Origin of the sequence: Caballeronia udeis, assembly GCF_044909315.1 — a bacterium.
Classification (GTDB): Bacteria; Pseudomonadota; Gammaproteobacteria; order Burkholderiales; family Burkholderiaceae; genus Caballeronia; species Caballeronia udeis_A.
The window spans coordinates 165,943-182,703 of record NZ_JBIYEB010000020.1; the positions used below are offsets into that span (position 1 = coordinate 165,943).

At 60.7% G+C, this 16,761-nt stretch carries 13 protein-coding genes; 4 read left to right on the forward strand and 9 right to left on the reverse strand.

Translation table 11 applies throughout. The features are described 5' to 3' along the window. Position 1: 1 nt before the first annotated feature. From iolB to ABH944_RS28675, 7 genes are all read right to left on the reverse strand, one after another. Positions 2-811 carry a 5-deoxy-glucuronate isomerase gene (iolB, locus tag ABH944_RS28645; RefSeq protein ID WP_404610514.1) on the reverse strand — a complete coding sequence of 270 codons (810 nt, stop codon included), beginning with the start codon at positions 809-811 and terminating at the stop codon, positions 2-4. Continuing rightward, on the reverse strand, positions 808-1,713 hold the full coding sequence (iolE, locus tag ABH944_RS28650; RefSeq protein WP_404610513.1) for a myo-inosose-2 dehydratase: 906 nt from the start codon (positions 1,711-1,713) through the stop codon (positions 808-810). Before iolE ends, iolB begins: the two co-directional genes overlap by 4 nt. Before the next feature lie 3 nt (positions 1,714-1,716). Further along, the gene (gene iolD, locus ABH944_RS28655; protein ID WP_404610512.1) at positions 1,717-3,579 is read right to left on the reverse strand and encodes a 3D-(3,5/4)-trihydroxycyclohexane-1,2-dione acylhydrolase (decyclizing); all 1,863 of its coding nucleotides are present in this window, start codon (positions 3,577-3,579) and stop codon (positions 1,717-1,719) included. After that, on the reverse strand, positions 3,576-5,570 hold the full coding sequence (locus tag ABH944_RS28660; protein ID WP_404610511.1) for a bifunctional 5-dehydro-2-deoxygluconokinase/5-dehydro-2-deoxyphosphogluconate aldolase: 1,995 nt from the start codon (positions 5,568-5,570) through the stop codon (positions 3,576-3,578). The genes iolD and ABH944_RS28660 overlap by 4 nt, the downstream gene beginning before the upstream one ends. Positions 5,571-5,623: 53 nt before the next feature. Continuing rightward, the gene (locus ABH944_RS28665; protein WP_404610510.1) at positions 5,624-6,442 is read right to left on the reverse strand and encodes an ATP-binding cassette domain-containing protein; all 819 of its coding nucleotides are present in this window, start codon (positions 6,440-6,442) and stop codon (positions 5,624-5,626) included. Positions 6,443-6,460: 18 nt separating this feature from the next. Next, positions 6,461-7,627, reverse strand: a complete 1,167-nt coding sequence (locus tag ABH944_RS28670) for an ABC transporter permease (protein ID WP_404610509.1) — start codon at positions 7,625-7,627, stop codon at positions 6,461-6,463. Between the two features lie 175 nt (positions 7,628-7,802). Next, the gene (locus ABH944_RS28675) at positions 7,803-8,855 is read right to left on the reverse strand and encodes a sugar ABC transporter substrate-binding protein (RefSeq protein ID WP_404610508.1); all 1,053 of its coding nucleotides are present in this window, start codon (positions 8,853-8,855) and stop codon (positions 7,803-7,805) included. A 220-nt stretch (positions 8,856-9,075) separates the two neighbouring features. On the opposite strand from ABH944_RS28675, the gene ABH944_RS28680 reads away from it, so the two are divergent. The 4 genes from ABH944_RS28680 to ABH944_RS28695 all read left to right on the forward strand — a co-directional run bounded on the left by ABH944_RS28680 (position 9,076) and on the right by ABH944_RS28695 (position 12,271). Then, a complete protein-coding gene (locus ABH944_RS28680; protein ID WP_404610507.1) occupies positions 9,076-9,972 on the forward strand; it encodes a MurR/RpiR family transcriptional regulator in 897 nt (298 codons plus the stop codon). After that, on the forward strand, positions 9,962-10,960 hold the full coding sequence (gene iolG / locus ABH944_RS28685; RefSeq protein WP_404610506.1) for an inositol 2-dehydrogenase: 999 nt from the start codon (positions 9,962-9,964) through the stop codon (positions 10,958-10,960). Before ABH944_RS28680 ends, iolG begins: the two co-directional genes overlap by 11 nt. Further along, entirely contained in the window at positions 10,957-11,976 is a 1,020-nt protein-coding gene (locus ABH944_RS28690; RefSeq protein ID WP_404610505.1) for a Gfo/Idh/MocA family oxidoreductase, read from the forward strand. The genes iolG and ABH944_RS28690 overlap by 4 nt, the downstream gene beginning before the upstream one ends. A gap of 67 nt (positions 11,977-12,043) precedes the next feature. Continuing rightward, positions 12,044-12,271 carry a sulfurtransferase TusA family protein gene (locus ABH944_RS28695; protein ID WP_062084604.1) on the forward strand — a complete coding sequence of 76 codons (228 nt, stop codon included), beginning with the start codon at positions 12,044-12,046 and terminating at the stop codon, positions 12,269-12,271. A 103-nt stretch (positions 12,272-12,374) separates the two neighbouring features. On the opposite strand, the gene galU is transcribed toward ABH944_RS28695, so the two are convergent. Next, a complete protein-coding gene (gene galU / locus ABH944_RS28700; RefSeq protein ID WP_062084603.1) occupies positions 12,375-13,256 on the reverse strand; it encodes a UTP--glucose-1-phosphate uridylyltransferase GalU in 882 nt (293 codons plus the stop codon). A gap of 231 nt (positions 13,257-13,487) precedes the next feature. After that, positions 13,488-16,370: a valine--tRNA ligase gene (locus tag ABH944_RS28705; RefSeq protein WP_404610504.1), complete on the reverse strand. Its 2,883-nt coding sequence runs from the start codon at positions 16,368-16,370 to the stop codon at positions 13,488-13,490. Positions 16,371-16,761 lie beyond the last annotated feature (391 nt).

Sequence of the window (16,761 nt, forward strand, 5' to 3'; positions counted from 1 at the left end):
GCTACGAAGCCTTGCTATCCCTCTCCACGATCCACTCGTGCTTCGGATCGTTCTTGAAGTGCCAGGTTCGTTTGTCGCCGGCCATGACGTTCAGGTAGTAGTTGTCGTAACCATACGGCACCACGACCGGATGATAACCACGCGGCACCATGACCACGTCATGATCCTCAACGGCCATGGTTTCATCCAGATCGCGTTCGTCGGTGTAGACGCGCTGGAACGCAAACCCTTGCGGCGGATTCAGCCGATGATAATAAGTCTCTTCAAGCGAACTCTCCACCGGCACATTGTCCTTGTCGTGCTTGTGCGGAGGGTAGCTCGATGCATGGCCGCCGGGCGTTTTGACTTCGACTACGAGCAAGCCTTCGGCGGGTTCGGTTTGTGGAAGAATATCGCAGACGTAGCGCGTATTCGCACCTTTGCCACGGGTTGAACGTTTCATCTGCGACGGCTCGATCAACCGCGCCGGGTACTTGCCCGTAGCGGGCGCACTCGCCACGCCGACTTCCGCATCGCGGTCGGCGCGAATAGTCGCGGCGAGCTTGGGCGGCAGATACACGGCGTAGGGCGCGGTGTCCTCAAACACGCTGTCGCGCGAGCCGAGTTTCTCCCATTTGTGCTCACCGGCTTCTATGCTCACTGTTCCCGACAACACCACAATGCAGACCTCGCGCTGTGCCTCATGCACATGCACGATGTCCCCGGTTTCCAGCCGATAAGCAGCGAAACCTACGTGTTTCCACAACGCCGTTTCCGGCGTGACGCGCGCGATAGTCTGGCCTTCGCGCGATGCCTTGACGAGCAGGCTCATGCTGCCTCCTGAAGGTTTTGGTCTACGAGCGCACGCAGCGTCTTGTAGCCTTTTTCGGCGTACGCATAGCTGGTGGCAATGACCGGATCTTGCTCCGCTTCAACCACGAGCCAGCCGCGATAACCGTGCTGCTTCAATCGGGCGATGATCGATGGAAAATCCACGGCGCCGTCACCCGGAACGGTGAACGCGCCGTTGATCACTGCTTCCAGGAAACTCCAGTTCCGGTTCCGGGCAAGCTTGGTAATTTCCGGCCGCACATCCTTGCAATGCACATGGCAAACGCGCGCGATGTGCTTGTTGAGAACCGTCAGCGGATCGCCGCCGGCGAACGTAATGTGTCCGGCGTCGAAGAGCAGGCCCACGGCATCGTTCGTGAGGCTCATCAGCCGGTCGACATCTGCAGGCGTCTCCACATACGCGCCCATGTGATGGTGATACGCCACCCGGACGCCGCGCGAGAGCGTGTATTCAGCGAAGGTGTTCAGGCGTGTTGCGTACTCGTTCCAGCGGTCATCGGAGAAAAAACGCGGGCGCTGGTACAGCGGTCGCGGCGAGCCCTGGATCGAGTCGGATACTTCGCCGTACACCATGACCGTGGCGCCGTTCTTCGCTAGCAGGTCGAGATGCGGACCCACGGCCGCGATTTCGTCCTCGGCGCTGCGTTCCGCCAGCCTCCCGGAATACCATCCCGAGACGAGCGCGAGGTCGTATCCGGCAAGCAAGGTTTTCAGCGCTTGCGGTTCGCGCGGGAATTTGTTGCCGAGTTCAAACCCTTCATAGCCGATCTGCTTGCCTTCGGTCAGCGCCACGCTCAGCGGTGTCTCGCCGCCGAGGGAGGGCAGGTCGTCGTTCATCCATGACAGCGGGTTGATGCCGATTCGTACATCGAACGTGCTCATCGCTTATTCCTTCGTGCGCTTCGAACGCGCCGTGATTTCATGTTCATAGTTTGCGCGCGCCGAGCGCACCGCTTCGCGCGACGACACTTCCGGCACCGCGACTTCCCACCACCAGCCGCCTTCTTCAGTAGGACGTGCCGGATCGGTGTCGATGCTGATCAGATACGAGCGCGTGGATGCGCGTGCACGTTGCATCGCGGCTTCGAGTTCGTCGATATTAGCCACATGCTCAGCACTCGCTCCGAGCGAGCGTGCATGCATCGCGAAGTCGATTGCGGGTGCGCCTTCGGGACCCTGGCGGCAATCGTCGATCAGGTTGTTGAACGGAGCGCCGCCGCATGCTTGCTGCAGGCGGTTGATACAACCGTATCCGCGGTTGTCGAGCAGCACCACGATCAGTTTGGCCCCGAGCATGACGGATGTCGCCAGCTCGCTGTTCATCATCAGGTAGCTGCCGTCGCCGACTATCACGATCACTTCGCTTGCCGGCCGTGCGAGTTTCGCACCAAGACCGCCCGCGATTTCATAGCCCATGCACGAGTAGCCGTATTCGACGTGATAACCGCCGGGCGTGCTCGTGCGCCAGAGTTTCTGCAGATCGGCCGGTAGAGTGCCGGCCGCGCATACGACCACGTCATGCGCGGCTGACTGTGCGCTGGAACGCCGCACCGCACCGATCACATCGGCTTCGCGCGGCAATGTGTTGTCGTCTTGCGATGCGTTCGTCACCTGGTCGACGGTGGCGCGCCAGTTATCCGCAAGTTCATGCGCGCGTGCGGTCCACGGTGGCGACGCGCGCCAGTCGTCGAGTGCTGCGCTCAATGCATCGAGGGCAAGACGCGCATCCGCTTCTACCGATAAAGCGCCTTGTTTCAAGGCATCGAATGCGTTGGCATTGATACCAACCAGCCTGGCCTGCGTGAAGAGCGTGTTCGATCCGGTCGTGAAATCCTGCAGCCGCGTACCGACCGCGAGCACGCAATCCGCCTCGTGTGCGAGCTCGTTGGCAGCGTCCGATCCCGTCACCCCAATACCGCCAAGATTCAGCGGATGGTCCCACGCGAGCGCACTTTTACCCGCTTGTGTTTCGGCAACGGGAATGCCGTGACGCTCGGCGAAAGAACGCAGCGCGTCAGTCGCGAGGCCGTAGAGCACACCGCCGCCTGACACGAGCAAGGGCTTTTTAGCGGCGCGTAATGCAGCCGCGGCGTTCGCGATTTCTTCATCGATGGGCGAGGGCGTATGGAACGACGCCACGCGCGGCTCGAAGAACGACGCGGGGTAGTCGTAGGCCATCGCCTGCACGTCTTGCGGCAGCGCGAGCGTCACTGGCCCGCACAAGGCGGCGTCCGTCAGCACGCGCATGGCGCGCGGCAGCGCCGTCAGCAATTGCGCCGGATGCACGATACGGTCGAAGTAACGCGAGACGGGTTTCAACGCATCATTCGCGGAAATGCCGCCATCGGCGAAATCTTCCACTTGTTGCAAGACCGGATCGGGCGCGCGTGACACGAACACATCGCCGGGCAGCAACAAGACCGGCAGCCGGTTCACGTGCGCGAGCGCGGCGGCCGTCACCAGGTTGGTCGCACCCGGACCAATGGACGTGGTCACCGCCATCATGCGGCGTCGAAAGTGCGCCTTCGCGTAAGCAATCGCCGCGTGTGCCATTGCCTGCTCGTTATGTGCGCGATAGGTCGGCAGCGTCTCGCGATGTGCGTACAGCGCCTCGCCAATTCCTGCTACGTTGCCATGCCCGAAGATGGCGAAGACGCCGCCGAACAGCGGTTCACCATCCGGGGTTTGCTGCGCGGCGAGATAGCGGACCAGCGCTTGCGCGGTGGTTAAACGAAGCGTGCTGTTCATGCTGCCTGCTCCTGCGTGAGCGCTTGCGTGGTGTTCTTTGCCCGTGCTTCACGCCATGCATCGATCAGTGTTTCAAATGTCCGTCGAACCCGCGCGATAAGCTCCGCGTCGTCGATGGAACCCGCCAGCCACGCGTGGCTTGGCTCGTGAAAGATCGTCCTGCCAACGGTGAAACCGCGACACGTCTTCGACAACGCAGCCGGCTTGAAACCCTCGCACAGTTGATCGACGGCCGCGGACAAGCCCAGCAGCACGACGCCGCGACACGTCGGGTCACGCTCGGCGATCAGTGCATCGATTGCTTGCCACTGGGTCGCGCTCATGGGTTCGAGCTTCCACCACTCGGGATAGATGCCAAGGTTGTAGAGGCGCTTCAGCGAACGCAAGGCGGTATCTTCCCCGATCGGCGGCCCGTTCTTCGGCACAATGACTTCGAGCAATAACTCGTGTCCGCTCACCTGGACCGCGTCGTACAGCGCGCGAATCTGCGCTTCCTGTTCCAGGCGAAGGTCGTGCGGATGATCGGGATGATAGTGGACCAGGCACTTCGCGACATGCTCGCGCGGCCACTCGATCAGCGTCGTGCCGATCGACCGGCCGTGATCGAAGACCAGCGGCACGGAGCCGGGCAATTCCACCGGACGCCCGATCCACCAGCCCCGACCCGTTGCCGCGTTCAACGCGTCCTGACCGTAGCGGTCGTCGATCAGTACGCCGATGCGTCCTTCCAGGCCGCGTTCTTTTTCCGTCTGCGCTACGGCTTCCACGAACAAGCCTTTGAGCGCGGCAATGCGCGATTCATCCGCGCCGGTTTGCTGCGCAAGATCGAAGAACTGATTCCGGTGATCGAAGGCGAAACCGAGCACCTCATCCCACGTCTTGCGAGCGGGCGTTACACGATGCAGGCGCGCGAGCGTTGCATCGCGATCCGGCCTGCGCATGCGCACGGGATCGGCGTTTGCGGCATCGAGGAAGTAGCTGAGCTCGGCGGGCGTCGGCATGGCGGGCGCGCAACCGTGACGCGATACAACCAGCCCGCCGCATGCATTCGCCGTGCGCGCGCAGACTTCCAGCGGTTCGTCTCGCAGCCATCCGGCGAGGAAACCGGACGCGAAGGCGTCACCCGCGCCGAGGACGTTCAGCACTTCCACCTCCACGCCGCGATAAACCGGCGCATCGTCGATGGAAGCCGGCACGAGGCCGTCGACGATCGAGCAGCCCATCGGCCCGCGCTTGACCACCAGCATGGCCTCCGTTACGGCGCGCACGGCCGCCAGCGCATCGATCAAATTATCCTTGCCGCCCGCAATCCGAAACTCTTCTTCCGTGCCGATCACGAGATCCATCAACGGCAGGATGCTTTGCAGATGCGCGGTCACACCCTCGTTTGCGATGAACCGTGTCTCGCCATCCGCTTTGCCGGTGAGTCCCCAAAGCACCGGGCGGTAATCGATATCAAGCACCGTGCGGACCTGGTTGCGCCGGGCGTAGTCGAGCGCGCGACGGCTCGTGCGGTTGACCTGGTCGGTGGAGAAGTGCGTGCCCGTAATCAGCAGCGCTTTCGATGAAGCAATGAACGCCTCGTCGAAGTCGTTTTCATCGACGGCCATGTCCGCGCAGTCATCGCGATAGAACACGAGCGGGAACGTATCGCGGTCTTCTATGCCGAGCAGCACCAAGCCGGTGAGCCGGTCATGGTCAATACGCACGTGGCTCGTATCACAGCCTTCGCGCTCCAGCGTCTCGGTAAGAAAGCGGCCCATGTGGTCGTTGCCCACGCGTGAGAGCATCGCGGATTTGAGGCCGAGCCGCGCGCACCCGAATGCAATATTCGCGGACGATCCGCCGAGATATTTCGCGAAGCTCGACACGTCTTCGAGCCGTGCGCCGACTTGCTGCGCGTACAGATCGACCGCGAGCCGCCCGAGGCAGATGATGTCGCGGGTTCGCCCGGTTGCGAAGCGCGATCCGGTTGATGATTGCAATGCCATATTCAATCCTGTTCTGTAGATGACGACAAACGAGAGCGGCCGTACGTACCAGCCTAAGCCGGCTCGCCTTCCAGTTCGTTCATCATTTGCTGCATCTCGGCGCCTCCCGCCATCATGTCGAGCACTTCGTTCTTGGTGATGGTGTCCTTCGTGAACGTGCCCATCGATTTACCGCGATTGAGCAGTGTGAACGAATCGCCGATCGGATACGCGTGATGCACGTTGTGCGTGATGAAGATCACGGAGATGCCTTTCGCGCGCGCCGTGTGAATCAGCTTCAGCACATTGAAACTCTGCTTCACGCCGAGCGCGGCGGTCGGTTCATCGAGAATCAGCACGCGCGCGCCGAAGTGAATCGCCCGCGCAATGGCGAGACATTGCTTCTCGCCACCGGACATCGTGCCAATAGGCTGGTGCGGGTCGCGCACATTGATGCCCATTTCGGAGAGCCGCGCACGCGATGTTTCGGCGGCGAGGTCCAGGTCCATTACGTTGATAAAGCCGAAGCGCTTTTTCTGCGGCTCGCGTCCCATGAAGAAATTGCGTGCCACCGACAGCAGCGGCACCAGCGCGAGATCCTGATAGACAGTTGCAATGCCCAGATCGAGCGCTTCTTTCGGCGAACCGAAGTGGACCGGTTTGCCATCGACGAGATACTCGCCGGAGGAGGGCGTATGGACGCCGGCCAGCGTCTTGATCAGGGTGGATTTACCTGCGCCGTTGTCGCCGAGCAGGCAGTGCACTTCACCGCGTTTCAGGCGCAGCGTGACGCCGTTCAGCGCGATCACCTTGCCGAAAAACTTGCTGACGTTTTCCAGTGCGAGGATGGTGTCTTCGGGCGCGGGCGGCGCGCTCTGGATGGGATCGGACATGGTTTCTTCTCCTTGACCTTATTGAGCCTGTGAGACGCGGCGGCGCACGTAGTGATTGAACAGCACGGCGATCAGCAGCATCATGCCGAGGAACACGCGGAACCAGTCAGAGGGCACGCTGGTGTAGCCAATGCCGATCTGGACCACGCCGAAGATGAGCGCGCCGAAACATGCGCCGACCACCGAACCGTAACCGCCCGTCAGCAGGGTTCCGCCAATCACCGCTGCGATGATCGCCTCGAATTCCTTTTCAAGCCCCCGGTCGGCCGCAGCCGAACCGATGTCGCATACTTGCAGCACAGCAAACAGGCACGCACAGAACGCGGTCAGGACAAAGAGCGAGATCTTCACGCGCCGCACCGGCACGCCGACGTTCTTGGCCGCCACCGCGTCGCCGCCGGACGCGAAAATCCAATTGCCGAAACGGGTCTTGGCGAGCACGAATGCGCCAATGGCCGCGAGCACAACCCACCAGAGGATGACTTTCGGAATCCCCGGCACGAGCGGCTGGCCGTTGTCGAGCATCTTCAGGATTCCTATTTTCCCCAGCCACGCGAAAATATCGTGGAAGGCGACGCCATGGAAAAGGGTATTGGCAAACCAGTCTTTCGCGGCAATGTCACCCACGCCGGAAACGATGGTCCGGTCGGCGAACATGATCGACAGCGCAAGCGTGAGGCCGCGCAGGATGAACAGGAAGGCCAGTGTGACAATGAACGACGGCAGCCGCGTGCGCATGACGATATAGCCGTTCAGCGCGCCGAGCAGCATGCAGCCGGCAAAGGCAAAAATAATCGCGAGCCAGATCGGCCAGTGGAAATAGACGGTGGGAATGGCGACCATCATCCCGGCAAAACCGATCATGGAGCCGATCGAGAGGTCGAACTCCCCTGCAATCATCAACAGGCAGGCGCCGACGGCGAGGATGCCCAGGTAAGCGGACACCTGCGACCAGTTCATGATGCCGTCGAGATTGAACATGCCCGAGCCGCCGGCGGCGATTCCGAACACGACGAAGACCAGCACGGCTCCCGAGATTGCTGCGAACTCCGGACGATTCAGGATGTGCCCGAAACGGGATTCCCGGCGAATGCGCTCGTCGGCAGAGGTGGATGAACTCGATGTCGCGACGTCGTCAGACGGCTTGCGATGTCCCGAGAGAATAGGTTTTCCGGCTACGCCCATGATGTCTCCTTCGTCTTTCATTCGCGATGCGGCGCTGGTTCACAAAGCGAACATGCTGATGCGCGAGCGATACAGTTGAGTGGTGCGGATGACGTGGTGAAGTTGCTGATGCCTGCAGATGCTTCGAAGACGGCGGCGCGGTGCTTGACTCATGCTGGCCGCGCCGCCATCGGGTTCAACGGTACTGACCTGCGTACTTCAGTACCTTGTCGACGTTTTCCTTGGTGATGAAGCCCGGGCCCGAGCCGATATTGCGCGGCCCGTAGGAAGGAGCGAGCCCATAGGTGCTAAGCCGCGCCTGGAACTTCGGATTCGCTTCGAGGGCCTGGCGGATCTTGACCGGGTCGGTGGTGTGATCCTTCTTCACGATAGCCAGCACTGCGACCGGGATATAACCCTGCAAGTAGGGTTGCTGGTCGATGGCGAACTGGATCGTGCCATCCTGGATCGCCTTCGCGATGTCCGTGTCGAAGTCGAAGGTCGCGAACCAGAGCTTGCCGGCAACGCCCATCTGCTTGAGCGCCTTGATCGTCGGATCCGCCGAGAGCGGGCCGAGTGTGAGCACGGCCTGCGTGTCCGGGTGATTACGCAAATACGCGCTCACCTTGGATTGGACGGTGGTCGGATCCTGGCCTGCGTCCAGCGTGGACGCCTTGAAATCGACGCCAATCGCATCGGCGAAACCGCGGCAACGCTCGAACGAAGCCGGATTCGTCGCGTAGTGGTTGACGCACAGGAACGACTTGATGCCCGCCGCCTTCGCCTTCTCTCCCGCCGCTTTACCAGCGGTGTATTCAGGCTGTCCCACGTGCATGATCGCGCCGAGCTGGGCGCTTTGCTCCTCGGTGCCCGAGTTGATGGTGATCAGCGGAATGTGCTTCGCCGTGACCTTGGAAATTGCGCCTTTCAGCACGTCGAAGTCGGCGATGGTGACGATCACGCCGTCATAGTTGCGTGCCGCGGCCTGTTCGATCAGGCGGGCCATATCGGCAATATCGCCGTTCGGCGGGTTGCGGTAATCCGTCTGGACATTGAAGTCCTCGTCTGCCTGTTTGATGGCGTTCTTGATCGTGTTCCACCACGAGTCCGAATCCGGCGCGTGGCTGATCAAAACGAAATGGGCATCGGGGGCGGCGTGCGCTGCCTGACCGCTCAGTGCTGCTGCGCCGCACAACGCAGCGGCAGCCGCTAGCGCGCGCAGGGCGCCTCGGCGATTGCAAAGTTTCATTGTCTCCACCTATCACGGTTGTTGTTCTGAACGAGCATCGGGCATCTTGCGTACGGCGCTTGACCGTTTGACGTCCCCTTGCTCACGACCAAGATTAGGACAAGTTTGGTCAATCTGCAATAGGAAGTTTAACTATTAGAAGTTTGGAAAATTAATTCCATTTGTTCCTGCGGATATCTATAATCGGTTTCATCGAAGACAGAACAATGACGAGCACGGCATGCAGGAAGACGCGCAAGACCCCCAAGAGACGGCCGAGATCCAGACAGTCGACGAACTGATGCAGCGGATCACCGAGGCGTACGACGCGTTGCCGCGCCAGCTTAAAAGCGTGGCCACGTACATCGAACAGCACCGCAGCAACGTGATGATGGATCGCACCGGCGACATTGCCAGCGCGTGCGGCGTGCATCCCTCGGCGGTCGTGCGCTTCGCCCAGCGTTTCGGCTTCTCCGGCTTCTCCGACCTTCAGGCAATCTTCAAGCAGGCCTACACGGGCCAGAACGGTTCCGCGCAGAGTTATCAGCAGCGCATCCGCAAACTGATCGATGAAAAGCCGGGCAAGTTGTCCGGCGGTTCGGTGGCGCGCGAGTTCATTGCAGCAAGCCGCAGCGGACTGGAGGAGCTCGAAGCCGGTCTCGACGACGTCCAGTTCGAAGCCGCGGTGAAGATGCTGGAGCACGCCGAGAACATCTACGTGGTCGGCGTGCGGCGCTCGTTCCCGGTGGCGAGTTATATCGTCTACGCGTTGCAGCACACGGCGAAACGCGTGCATCTGGTGTCCGGTTTCGGCGGCATGTACCGGGAACAGATCCGCAGCGTGAAGAAAGGCGACGTGGTGATCGCAATCAGCTTCGCGCCGTACGGCAAGGAGACGCAGTATTGCGTGCGCGCCGCGCAGCATCACGGCGCCAAGACGCTGGTGATCACCGATGGCCAGCTTTCGCCGCTCGCACGTCACGCGAGCGCGCATTTGTTCGTGAAGGAAGGCAGCGCGTTCGCGTTCCGTTCGCTCACGAGCACGATCTGCCTGTGCCAGGCGCTGTTTATCGCGCTTGCGTACCGGCTTGAACTGAACGTGGAAGAATCAAGGGAGACAGGTGGCTATGACGATTGATGTGGCGGTGTTCGGAGCAGGGCGGATCGGCAAGATCCACGCAGCGAACCTGGCGAAACAGCCGGGTGTGAGGCTGAAGTACGTGGTGGACGTCAACAGGGAAGCCGCCGCCGCACTGGCCGCGCTTCACGGTGCACAAGTGGCCGATGTGGAAGGCGCGCTCGGCGATGCATCGATTGGTGCGACCGTTGTGTGTTCGAGCACGGACACGCATGCCGACCTGATCCTGAAATCGGCGGCGCAAAGGAAGCATGTGTTCTGCGAAAAGCCGGTCGACCTGACGCTCGAGCGCGCGCGTGCTTGCGCCGACGCTGTCGCGAAAGCCGGCGTGGTCTGCATGATCGGTTTTCAGCGCCGCTTCGATCCGACCTTTGCTGCATTGAAGGCGCGTGTGGAGGCGGGTGAAATTGGCGATCCGGAAATGCTGGTGATTACGAGCCGTGATCCGGGCGCGCCACCGGTGGAGTACATCAAGCATTCGGGCGGCATTTTCAAGGACATGCTGATCCACGATTTCGACATCTTCCGCTGGATGCTGGACGACGAAGCCGACACGCTGCACGCCACGGGAAGCTGTCTGACTGACCCGGCGATTGCGGAGGCGGGTGATATCGATTCGACGGCTGTCACGATCCGCACCAAACGCGGCCGCTTGTGCCAGATCAATACAGCGCGGCGAGCGGCGTACGGATACGACCAGCGTTTCGAACTGCTCGGCAGCCAAGGCATGCTGCAAGCCGGCAATGTGCGCCCGACCGAAGTCACCGCATATTCAAAGAGCGCTGTATCGAACGATGTGCCGGAAGCGTTTTTCCTCGAGCGTTATCGCGCCGCGTACGCGCTGGAAATCGGCCATTTCTTTGATGCCGTCCAGGAAGGCAAGCCGGTTCGCACGACGGTAGCGGACGGCCTGAAGGCGTTGGAACTCGCCGATGCGGCCACACGGTCATGGCGCGATGGCTCGATCATCAAGCTGGGGGCAGCATGAAAGCGTCCGTGCGAATTGGGATTGTCGGATTGGGGCGGCTGGGTCAGCGCCATGCCCGTAACCTGGCGTGGCACGTGCCGGGCGCGACGCTCGCGGCAGCATGTAGTCCGGTCGCAGCCGAGCGCGAATGGGCGGGCGCCAACCTGCCCGAACTCACGCTCTACAGCGACTACGAAGCCATGCTGAAAGACGCATCGCTCGATGCCGTCTGGCTCGTCACGCCGACTTCGCTGCATCCTGACCAGATCATCGCGGCGTTGCGCGCAGGCAAGCATGTGTTCTGCGAAAAACCGCTGTCGCTGGACCTGGCGCAGTGCGATCGCGTGATTGAAGAAAGCGCGCGTTTTCCGGATCTTCAGGTGATGATCGGTTTCGTGCGCCGCTTCGACGGCAGTTATCGCGACGCTTTCAACAAGATCCAGCAAGGTGCGATCGGCCGGCCGTTCATGGTCCGTTCGCAGACCGTCGACAAGAACGATCCCGATGGCTTTTTCGTCCGTTTCGCGCCCACGTCGGGCGGTTTGTTCCTCGATTGCAGCGTCCACGACATCGACCTCGCGCGCTGGATGCTGGGCAATCCGCGCGTGACGCGCGTATTCGCCAGCGGCACGATTGCGATCCACGAAGGGCTGGCCGAATGCGGCGATATCGACAACGGTGTCTCCATCTGCGAATTCGAGGGCGGTCGGCTCGCGGTATTCCAGGCATCGCGGACCAGCGCCCACGGTCACGACACGCAGACGGAGGTGGTGGGAACAAGCGGGGCGTTGTCGGTGGGACACAATCCGCGGGCCAATCGAGTAGAAATCTACGATGCCGGTGGGATCCGCAATGAATGCGTGCCGACCTTCTTCGAGCGCTTCGAGCAAGCGTTCCTGAATGAGGCGGAGGTGTTCGTGGCCTCGCTGACGGGAGGCCCGGCCACGGGTCTGACGCTTGACGATGCGCGCGAGGCCACGCGCATTGGCATTGCGATGCGGGAGTCTCTGGCTAAAGGCCAGGCGGTGAATTTTTAAGCACTGGGGTAAAATCGAACCCTCACTAAGCGGAATCACCAAGCGGGTTCGAACAAGGCTCAATCTGATGGAAGTGCACAAGGAAGTCGATGCGCGCGGGCTCACGTGCCCGCTGCCCATCCTGCGGGCGAAGAAGGCGCTGGCCGATATGCAGAGCGGTCAGATATTAAAAGTGCTGGCGACCGATCCGGGTTCGCAACGCGACTTTGCCGCGTTTTCGAAGCAGACGGGCAACGAGCTGGTGGAATCGACATCGCACGACAAGGTGTTTACGTTTTTGATGCGGCGCCGTTGATCGGAACCGGTCAATAAAAAATGCCCATGGGTTTCATCCATGGGCATTTTTTTTGGCCGCAACCCGCGTGCCGGCGGCTTGTGGTTTAACGCTTGGTGCCTGGTTAGCCAAGCAGATGCGGCGAACGCGTATTCAGGTACTCCTGGAAATCCTTGGCCACTTCCGGATGCCGCAACGCGAACTCCACCGTCGCCTTCAAATAGCCCAGCTTGCTGCCGCAATCGAAACGGGTGCCGTGATACTTGTACGCAAGCACTTGTTCGTCAGCGAGCAATGACTGGATTGCGTCCGTCAGTTGCAGTTCGCCACCGGCGCCCGGCTTCAGGGCACGAATGTGATCGAAGATGCGCGGCTTGAGCACATACCGGCCCACAACACCCAGATTCGACGGTGCAACTTCGGGTTCCGGCTTTTCCACAATGCCCGACAGCTTGAAAATATTGTCTTCCCACTCTTTTCCGTCGATCACACCGTACGACTTGGAATCCTGAGCCGGGATCTCTTCCACACCGATCACGGAGCTGTGATAGTGATCGAAGACTTCGATCATCTGCGTCATCACCGGCGGCGTGCCGTACAACAAGTCGTCGGCGAGAATCACGGCGAACGGGTTGTCGCCCACCAGCTTTTCCGCGCACAGCACGGCATGGCCGAGACCGAGCGCTTCAGCCTGGCGCACGTAGAAACAATCCACGTGGCTCGGTTTGATGCTGCGCACGAGGTCGAGCAGCTTTTGCTTGCCGCGGGCTTCCAGTTCGGCTTCGATCTCATACGACTTGTCGAAGTGATCCTCGATTGCGCGTTTGCTGCGGCCCGTCACGAAGATCATCTCCGTGATGCCGGCGGCCATGGCCTCTTCGACCGCGTACTGGATCAGCGGTTTGTCGACAACGGGCAGCATTTCCTTCGGGCTGGCCTTGGTTGCGGGGAGGAATCGGGTACCGAGACCCGCAACCGGGAAAACCGCTTTCGTAACTTTTAGCATTTGATGACCCTGATCCTCTTATCGTGTTTAAACGTCAAGCCTGAAACGGTCGGCATGGAAGCAAATGCCATGATGCAGGTTGATGCGTTGATAAAAAAGTGCGGCGAGATTAATTCTTCAAGCACAAATACGCACTTTGCTATAAGGCGGAACAAGCAATCGGTTGTTTTCAGGCCTTAGCCGACCGCGCCCGGGCCGGCTAAGGCCTGTCAGGCCACGCAACACCGCCGCTTACGCAGGAAGCCGCGACAATTGCGCTTTCAACTTGTCAGCAGTCGATTCAAATTCCGCCAGCCGCTTGCGCTCCTGCTCCACCACCGCAGCGGGCGCGCGCGCCACGAAACTTTCGTTTTCCAGCTTCACACGGGCCTTCGCGATTTCCTGCGTCAGCCGATCCACTTCCTTCGTGAGCCGTTCGCGTTCCGCTGCAACGTCGATTTCGACCTTCAACACCAGCTTGTTCGTTCCTACGATAGCAACTGGCGCGCCACTTGCCTCCTTGTCGAGCGCGGATTCGTCGGCAATGATCTTCACCTCCGACAAACGCGCCAGCGCCTGGACATAAGGCGCAAAAGACTTGAGCTGCGCTTCGTCACCTGTTGCCAGCAGCGGTACCTTGACCGCCGGCGACAGATTCATCTCACCGCGCAGATTACGACATGAATCGATGATGGCCTTCAGTTCGGCTGCCCACTGTTCAGACGATTCATCAATTTTAGACGGTTGTGCGACCGGGTAGCGCTGAATCATGATGGACGCGGTTTGCCCGTCTTCGGCGGCTTGCGGATAGAGGTCGGTTAGCGGCGCTACCTTCTGCCACAAGGCTTCCGTGATGAACGGAATCACCGGGTGCGCGAGACGCAGCACCGTTTCCAGCACCCGCAGCAGGGTGCGGCGCGTAGCGCGCTGCTGCTCGGGTGCGCCGGTCTGGATCTGCACCTTGGCCAGTTCCAGATACCAGTCGCAATACTCATCCCAGACGAATTTGTAGATTGCGCTCGCCACGTTGTCGAAACGGTAGTCGGCGAAACCTTTCTCCACCTCCGCTTCCACGCGCTGCAAAAGCGACACGATCCAGCGGTCCGCCGGCGAGAAGTGGAGGTATCCACCGGGTCCGCAATCGCCTGCCTCGCACTCTTCCGGTTTGCCGAAGCCGCAGTCGTGGCCTTCGGTATTCATCAGGACAAAGCGGGTGGCATTCCACAGCTTATTGCAAAAATTACGATATCCCTCGCACCTTGCCAGATCAAAATTCACGTTGCGACCGAGCGTTGCCATGGACGCCATCGTGAAACGCAGGGCATCCGTGCCGAACGGCTGAATCCCCTCCGGGAACTCCTTACGGGTTTTTTTCTCGATTTTTTCGGCTTGCTTCGGGTTCATCAGGCCGGTAATCCGCTTGGAAACGAGCGTTTCGAGGTCGATGCCGTCGACAATATCGATCGGATCGAGCGTATTGCCCTTGCTCTTCGACATCTTCTGGCCTTCCGCGTCGCGCACGAGACCGTGGACGTAGACCGTGTCGAAAGGGACCTTGCCGGTGAAATGCGTGGTCATCATCACCATCCGGGCGACCCAGAAGAAGATGATGTCGAAACCCGTCACGAGGACCGAGGAGGGCAGGAAGTGCTTGAGTTCGGGTGTTTCGTTCGGCCAGCCGAGCGATGAAAACGGCACGAGCGCCGATGAAAACCACGTGTCGAGCACGTCGTCATCGCGTTTGAGCGCGCCGGTATAGCCTTTTTCCGTGGCTTCCGCGCGGGCTTCTGCTTCGGTCTTCGCCACGAAGATTTCGCCGTTATCGCCGTACCAAGCCGGAATCTGGTGGCCCCACCAGAGTTGACGCGAAATACACCAGTCCTGGATGTTTTCGAGCCACTGGTAATAGGTCGTCGACCAGTTTTCCGGGACGAACTTGATTTCACCGTTGCGCACCACATCGAGCGCCGTTTCAGCGATCGATTTGCCCGGGTGGAACGTGCCTTCCGGCGCCGGCTTGCTCATGGCGACGAACCACTGGTCGGTCAGCATGGGCTCGATCACCACGCCCGTGCGGTCGCCGCGCGGCACCATCAGCGCGTGCGGCTTGACGGACTCCAGCAGGCCAAGTGCTTCGAGGTCGGCCACGACCTGCTTGCGGGCGTCGAAGCGGTCCATGCCGCGATACTTTTCCGGCGCGTTGTCGTTGATCTTGGCGTCGAGCGTGAGGATCTCGATCATGGGCAGCTTGTGGCGCAGGCCGACCTGATAGTCGTTGAAGTCGTGCGCGGGCGTGACCTTGACCACGCCGGTGCCGAACTCGCGATCCACGTAATCGTCCGCGATCACCGGGATTTCCCGGTTCGATAACGGCAGCATGACCGTCTTGCCGATCAGGTGAGCGTAACGCTCGTCCTCCGGATGGACCATCACGGCGGTGTCGCCGAGCATGGTTTCCGGGCGTGTGGTGGCGACCGTGACGTGGCCGGAGCCGTCCGGCAGCGGGTACTGGATGTGCCAGAGGCTACCGGCTTCTTCTTCGCTGGCGACTTCCAGGTCCGAGACGGCAGTGCCCAGCACCGGGTCCCAGTTCACCAGCCGTTTGCCGCGATAGATCAGGCCTTGCTTGTACAGGGTGACGAACACGTCCAGCACGACCGGCGACATTTTGTCGTCCATCGTGAAATATTCTCGTGACCAGTCAATGGACGCGCCCAGGCGGCGTACCTGGCCCGTGATGGTCGAGCCGGATTTCTGTTTCCATTCCCAGACGCGTTTCAGGAATTCCTCGCGGCCGAGATCATGGCGCGACACGCCTTGTGCATCGAGTTGCCGCTCCACGACGATCTGCGTGGCGATCCCCGCGTGATCCGTTCCAGGCAGCCACAGCGTGTTTTCGCCGAGCATGCGGTGGTAGCGGGTGAGGCTGTCCATGATGGTCTGGTTGAACGCGTGACCCATGTGCAGCGTGCCGGTGACGTTCGGCGGCGGGAGTTGGATCGAGAAATCTTTTTTGCCTTCGATCAGGGTCGGCGCGGCGTAACCGCGCTTTTCCCATTCCGGGCCCCAATGGGACTCGATGTTTTGGGGCTCGAAACTCTTCGCAAGCGTGTTGTCACTCGTGTTGTCACTCATGGGGTGGAATCTGCCGAAAAATGCGTAAAAGAAGCGGAGGTCGGGGAATTATAAGGCGTCGGAGGGGGGGCGTTAGCACTTGGGGTCGTTCGGGGGCCGGGGGGCTTGGTTCTGGGGTTGGTCGGGGGCGGGGCTGAATTGCCAGGTTCCGGGGTTGGTGGTCGGGGGCGGGCCCGGGGTGCCAGGTTCTGGGGTTAGCGGTCGGGGTCAGTGCCGGGTTGCTGCTTTCGGTGTTAGTGGTCTGCCTGAGTCGGATTTTCTCTTTGTCACTATTAGCCACTACAGGCGTCATTTCTTTGTCCAAAGCGACAAAGAAACGAAGCAAAGAAAACGCTTTAACCGCTCTACCCTAAGTGTCCACAGCGTGCAGTTTTCATTCATAGGTGCCCCA

Coding starts and splice junctions, on each gene's coding strand:
- iolB (WP_404610514.1), bottom strand. CDS start 811: ATGAGCCTGCTCGTCAAGGCATCGCGCGAAGGCCAGACTATCGCGCGC.
- iolE (WP_404610513.1), bottom strand. CDS start 1,713: ATGAGCACGTTCGATGTACGAATCGGCATCAACCCGCTGTCATGGATG.
- iolD (WP_404610512.1), bottom strand. CDS start 3,579: ATGAACAGCACGCTTCGTTTAACCACCGCGCAAGCGCTGGTCCGCTAT.
- ABH944_RS28660 (WP_404610511.1), bottom strand. CDS start 5,570: ATGGCATTGCAATCATCAACCGGATCGCGCTTCGCAACCGGGCGAACC.
- ABH944_RS28665 (WP_404610510.1), bottom strand. CDS start 6,442: ATGTCCGATCCCATCCAGAGCGCGCCGCCCGCGCCCGAAGACACCATC.
- ABH944_RS28670 (WP_404610509.1), bottom strand. CDS start 7,627: ATGGGCGTAGCCGGAAAACCTATTCTCTCGGGACATCGCAAGCCGTCT.
- ABH944_RS28675 (WP_404610508.1), bottom strand. CDS start 8,855: ATGAAACTTTGCAATCGCCGAGGCGCCCTGCGCGCGCTAGCGGCTGCC.
- ABH944_RS28680 (WP_404610507.1), top strand. CDS start 9,076: ATGCAGGAAGACGCGCAAGACCCCCAAGAGACGGCCGAGATCCAGACA.
- iolG (WP_404610506.1), top strand. CDS start 9,962: ATGACGATTGATGTGGCGGTGTTCGGAGCAGGGCGGATCGGCAAGATC.
- ABH944_RS28690 (WP_404610505.1), top strand. CDS start 10,957: ATGAAAGCGTCCGTGCGAATTGGGATTGTCGGATTGGGGCGGCTGGGT.
- ABH944_RS28695 (WP_062084604.1), top strand. CDS start 12,044: ATGGAAGTGCACAAGGAAGTCGATGCGCGCGGGCTCACGTGCCCGCTG.
- galU (WP_062084603.1), bottom strand. CDS start 13,256: ATGCTAAAAGTTACGAAAGCGGTTTTCCCGGTTGCGGGTCTCGGTACC.
- ABH944_RS28705 (WP_404610504.1), bottom strand. CDS start 16,370: ATGAGTGACAACACGAGTGACAACACGCTTGCGAAGAGTTTCGAGCCC.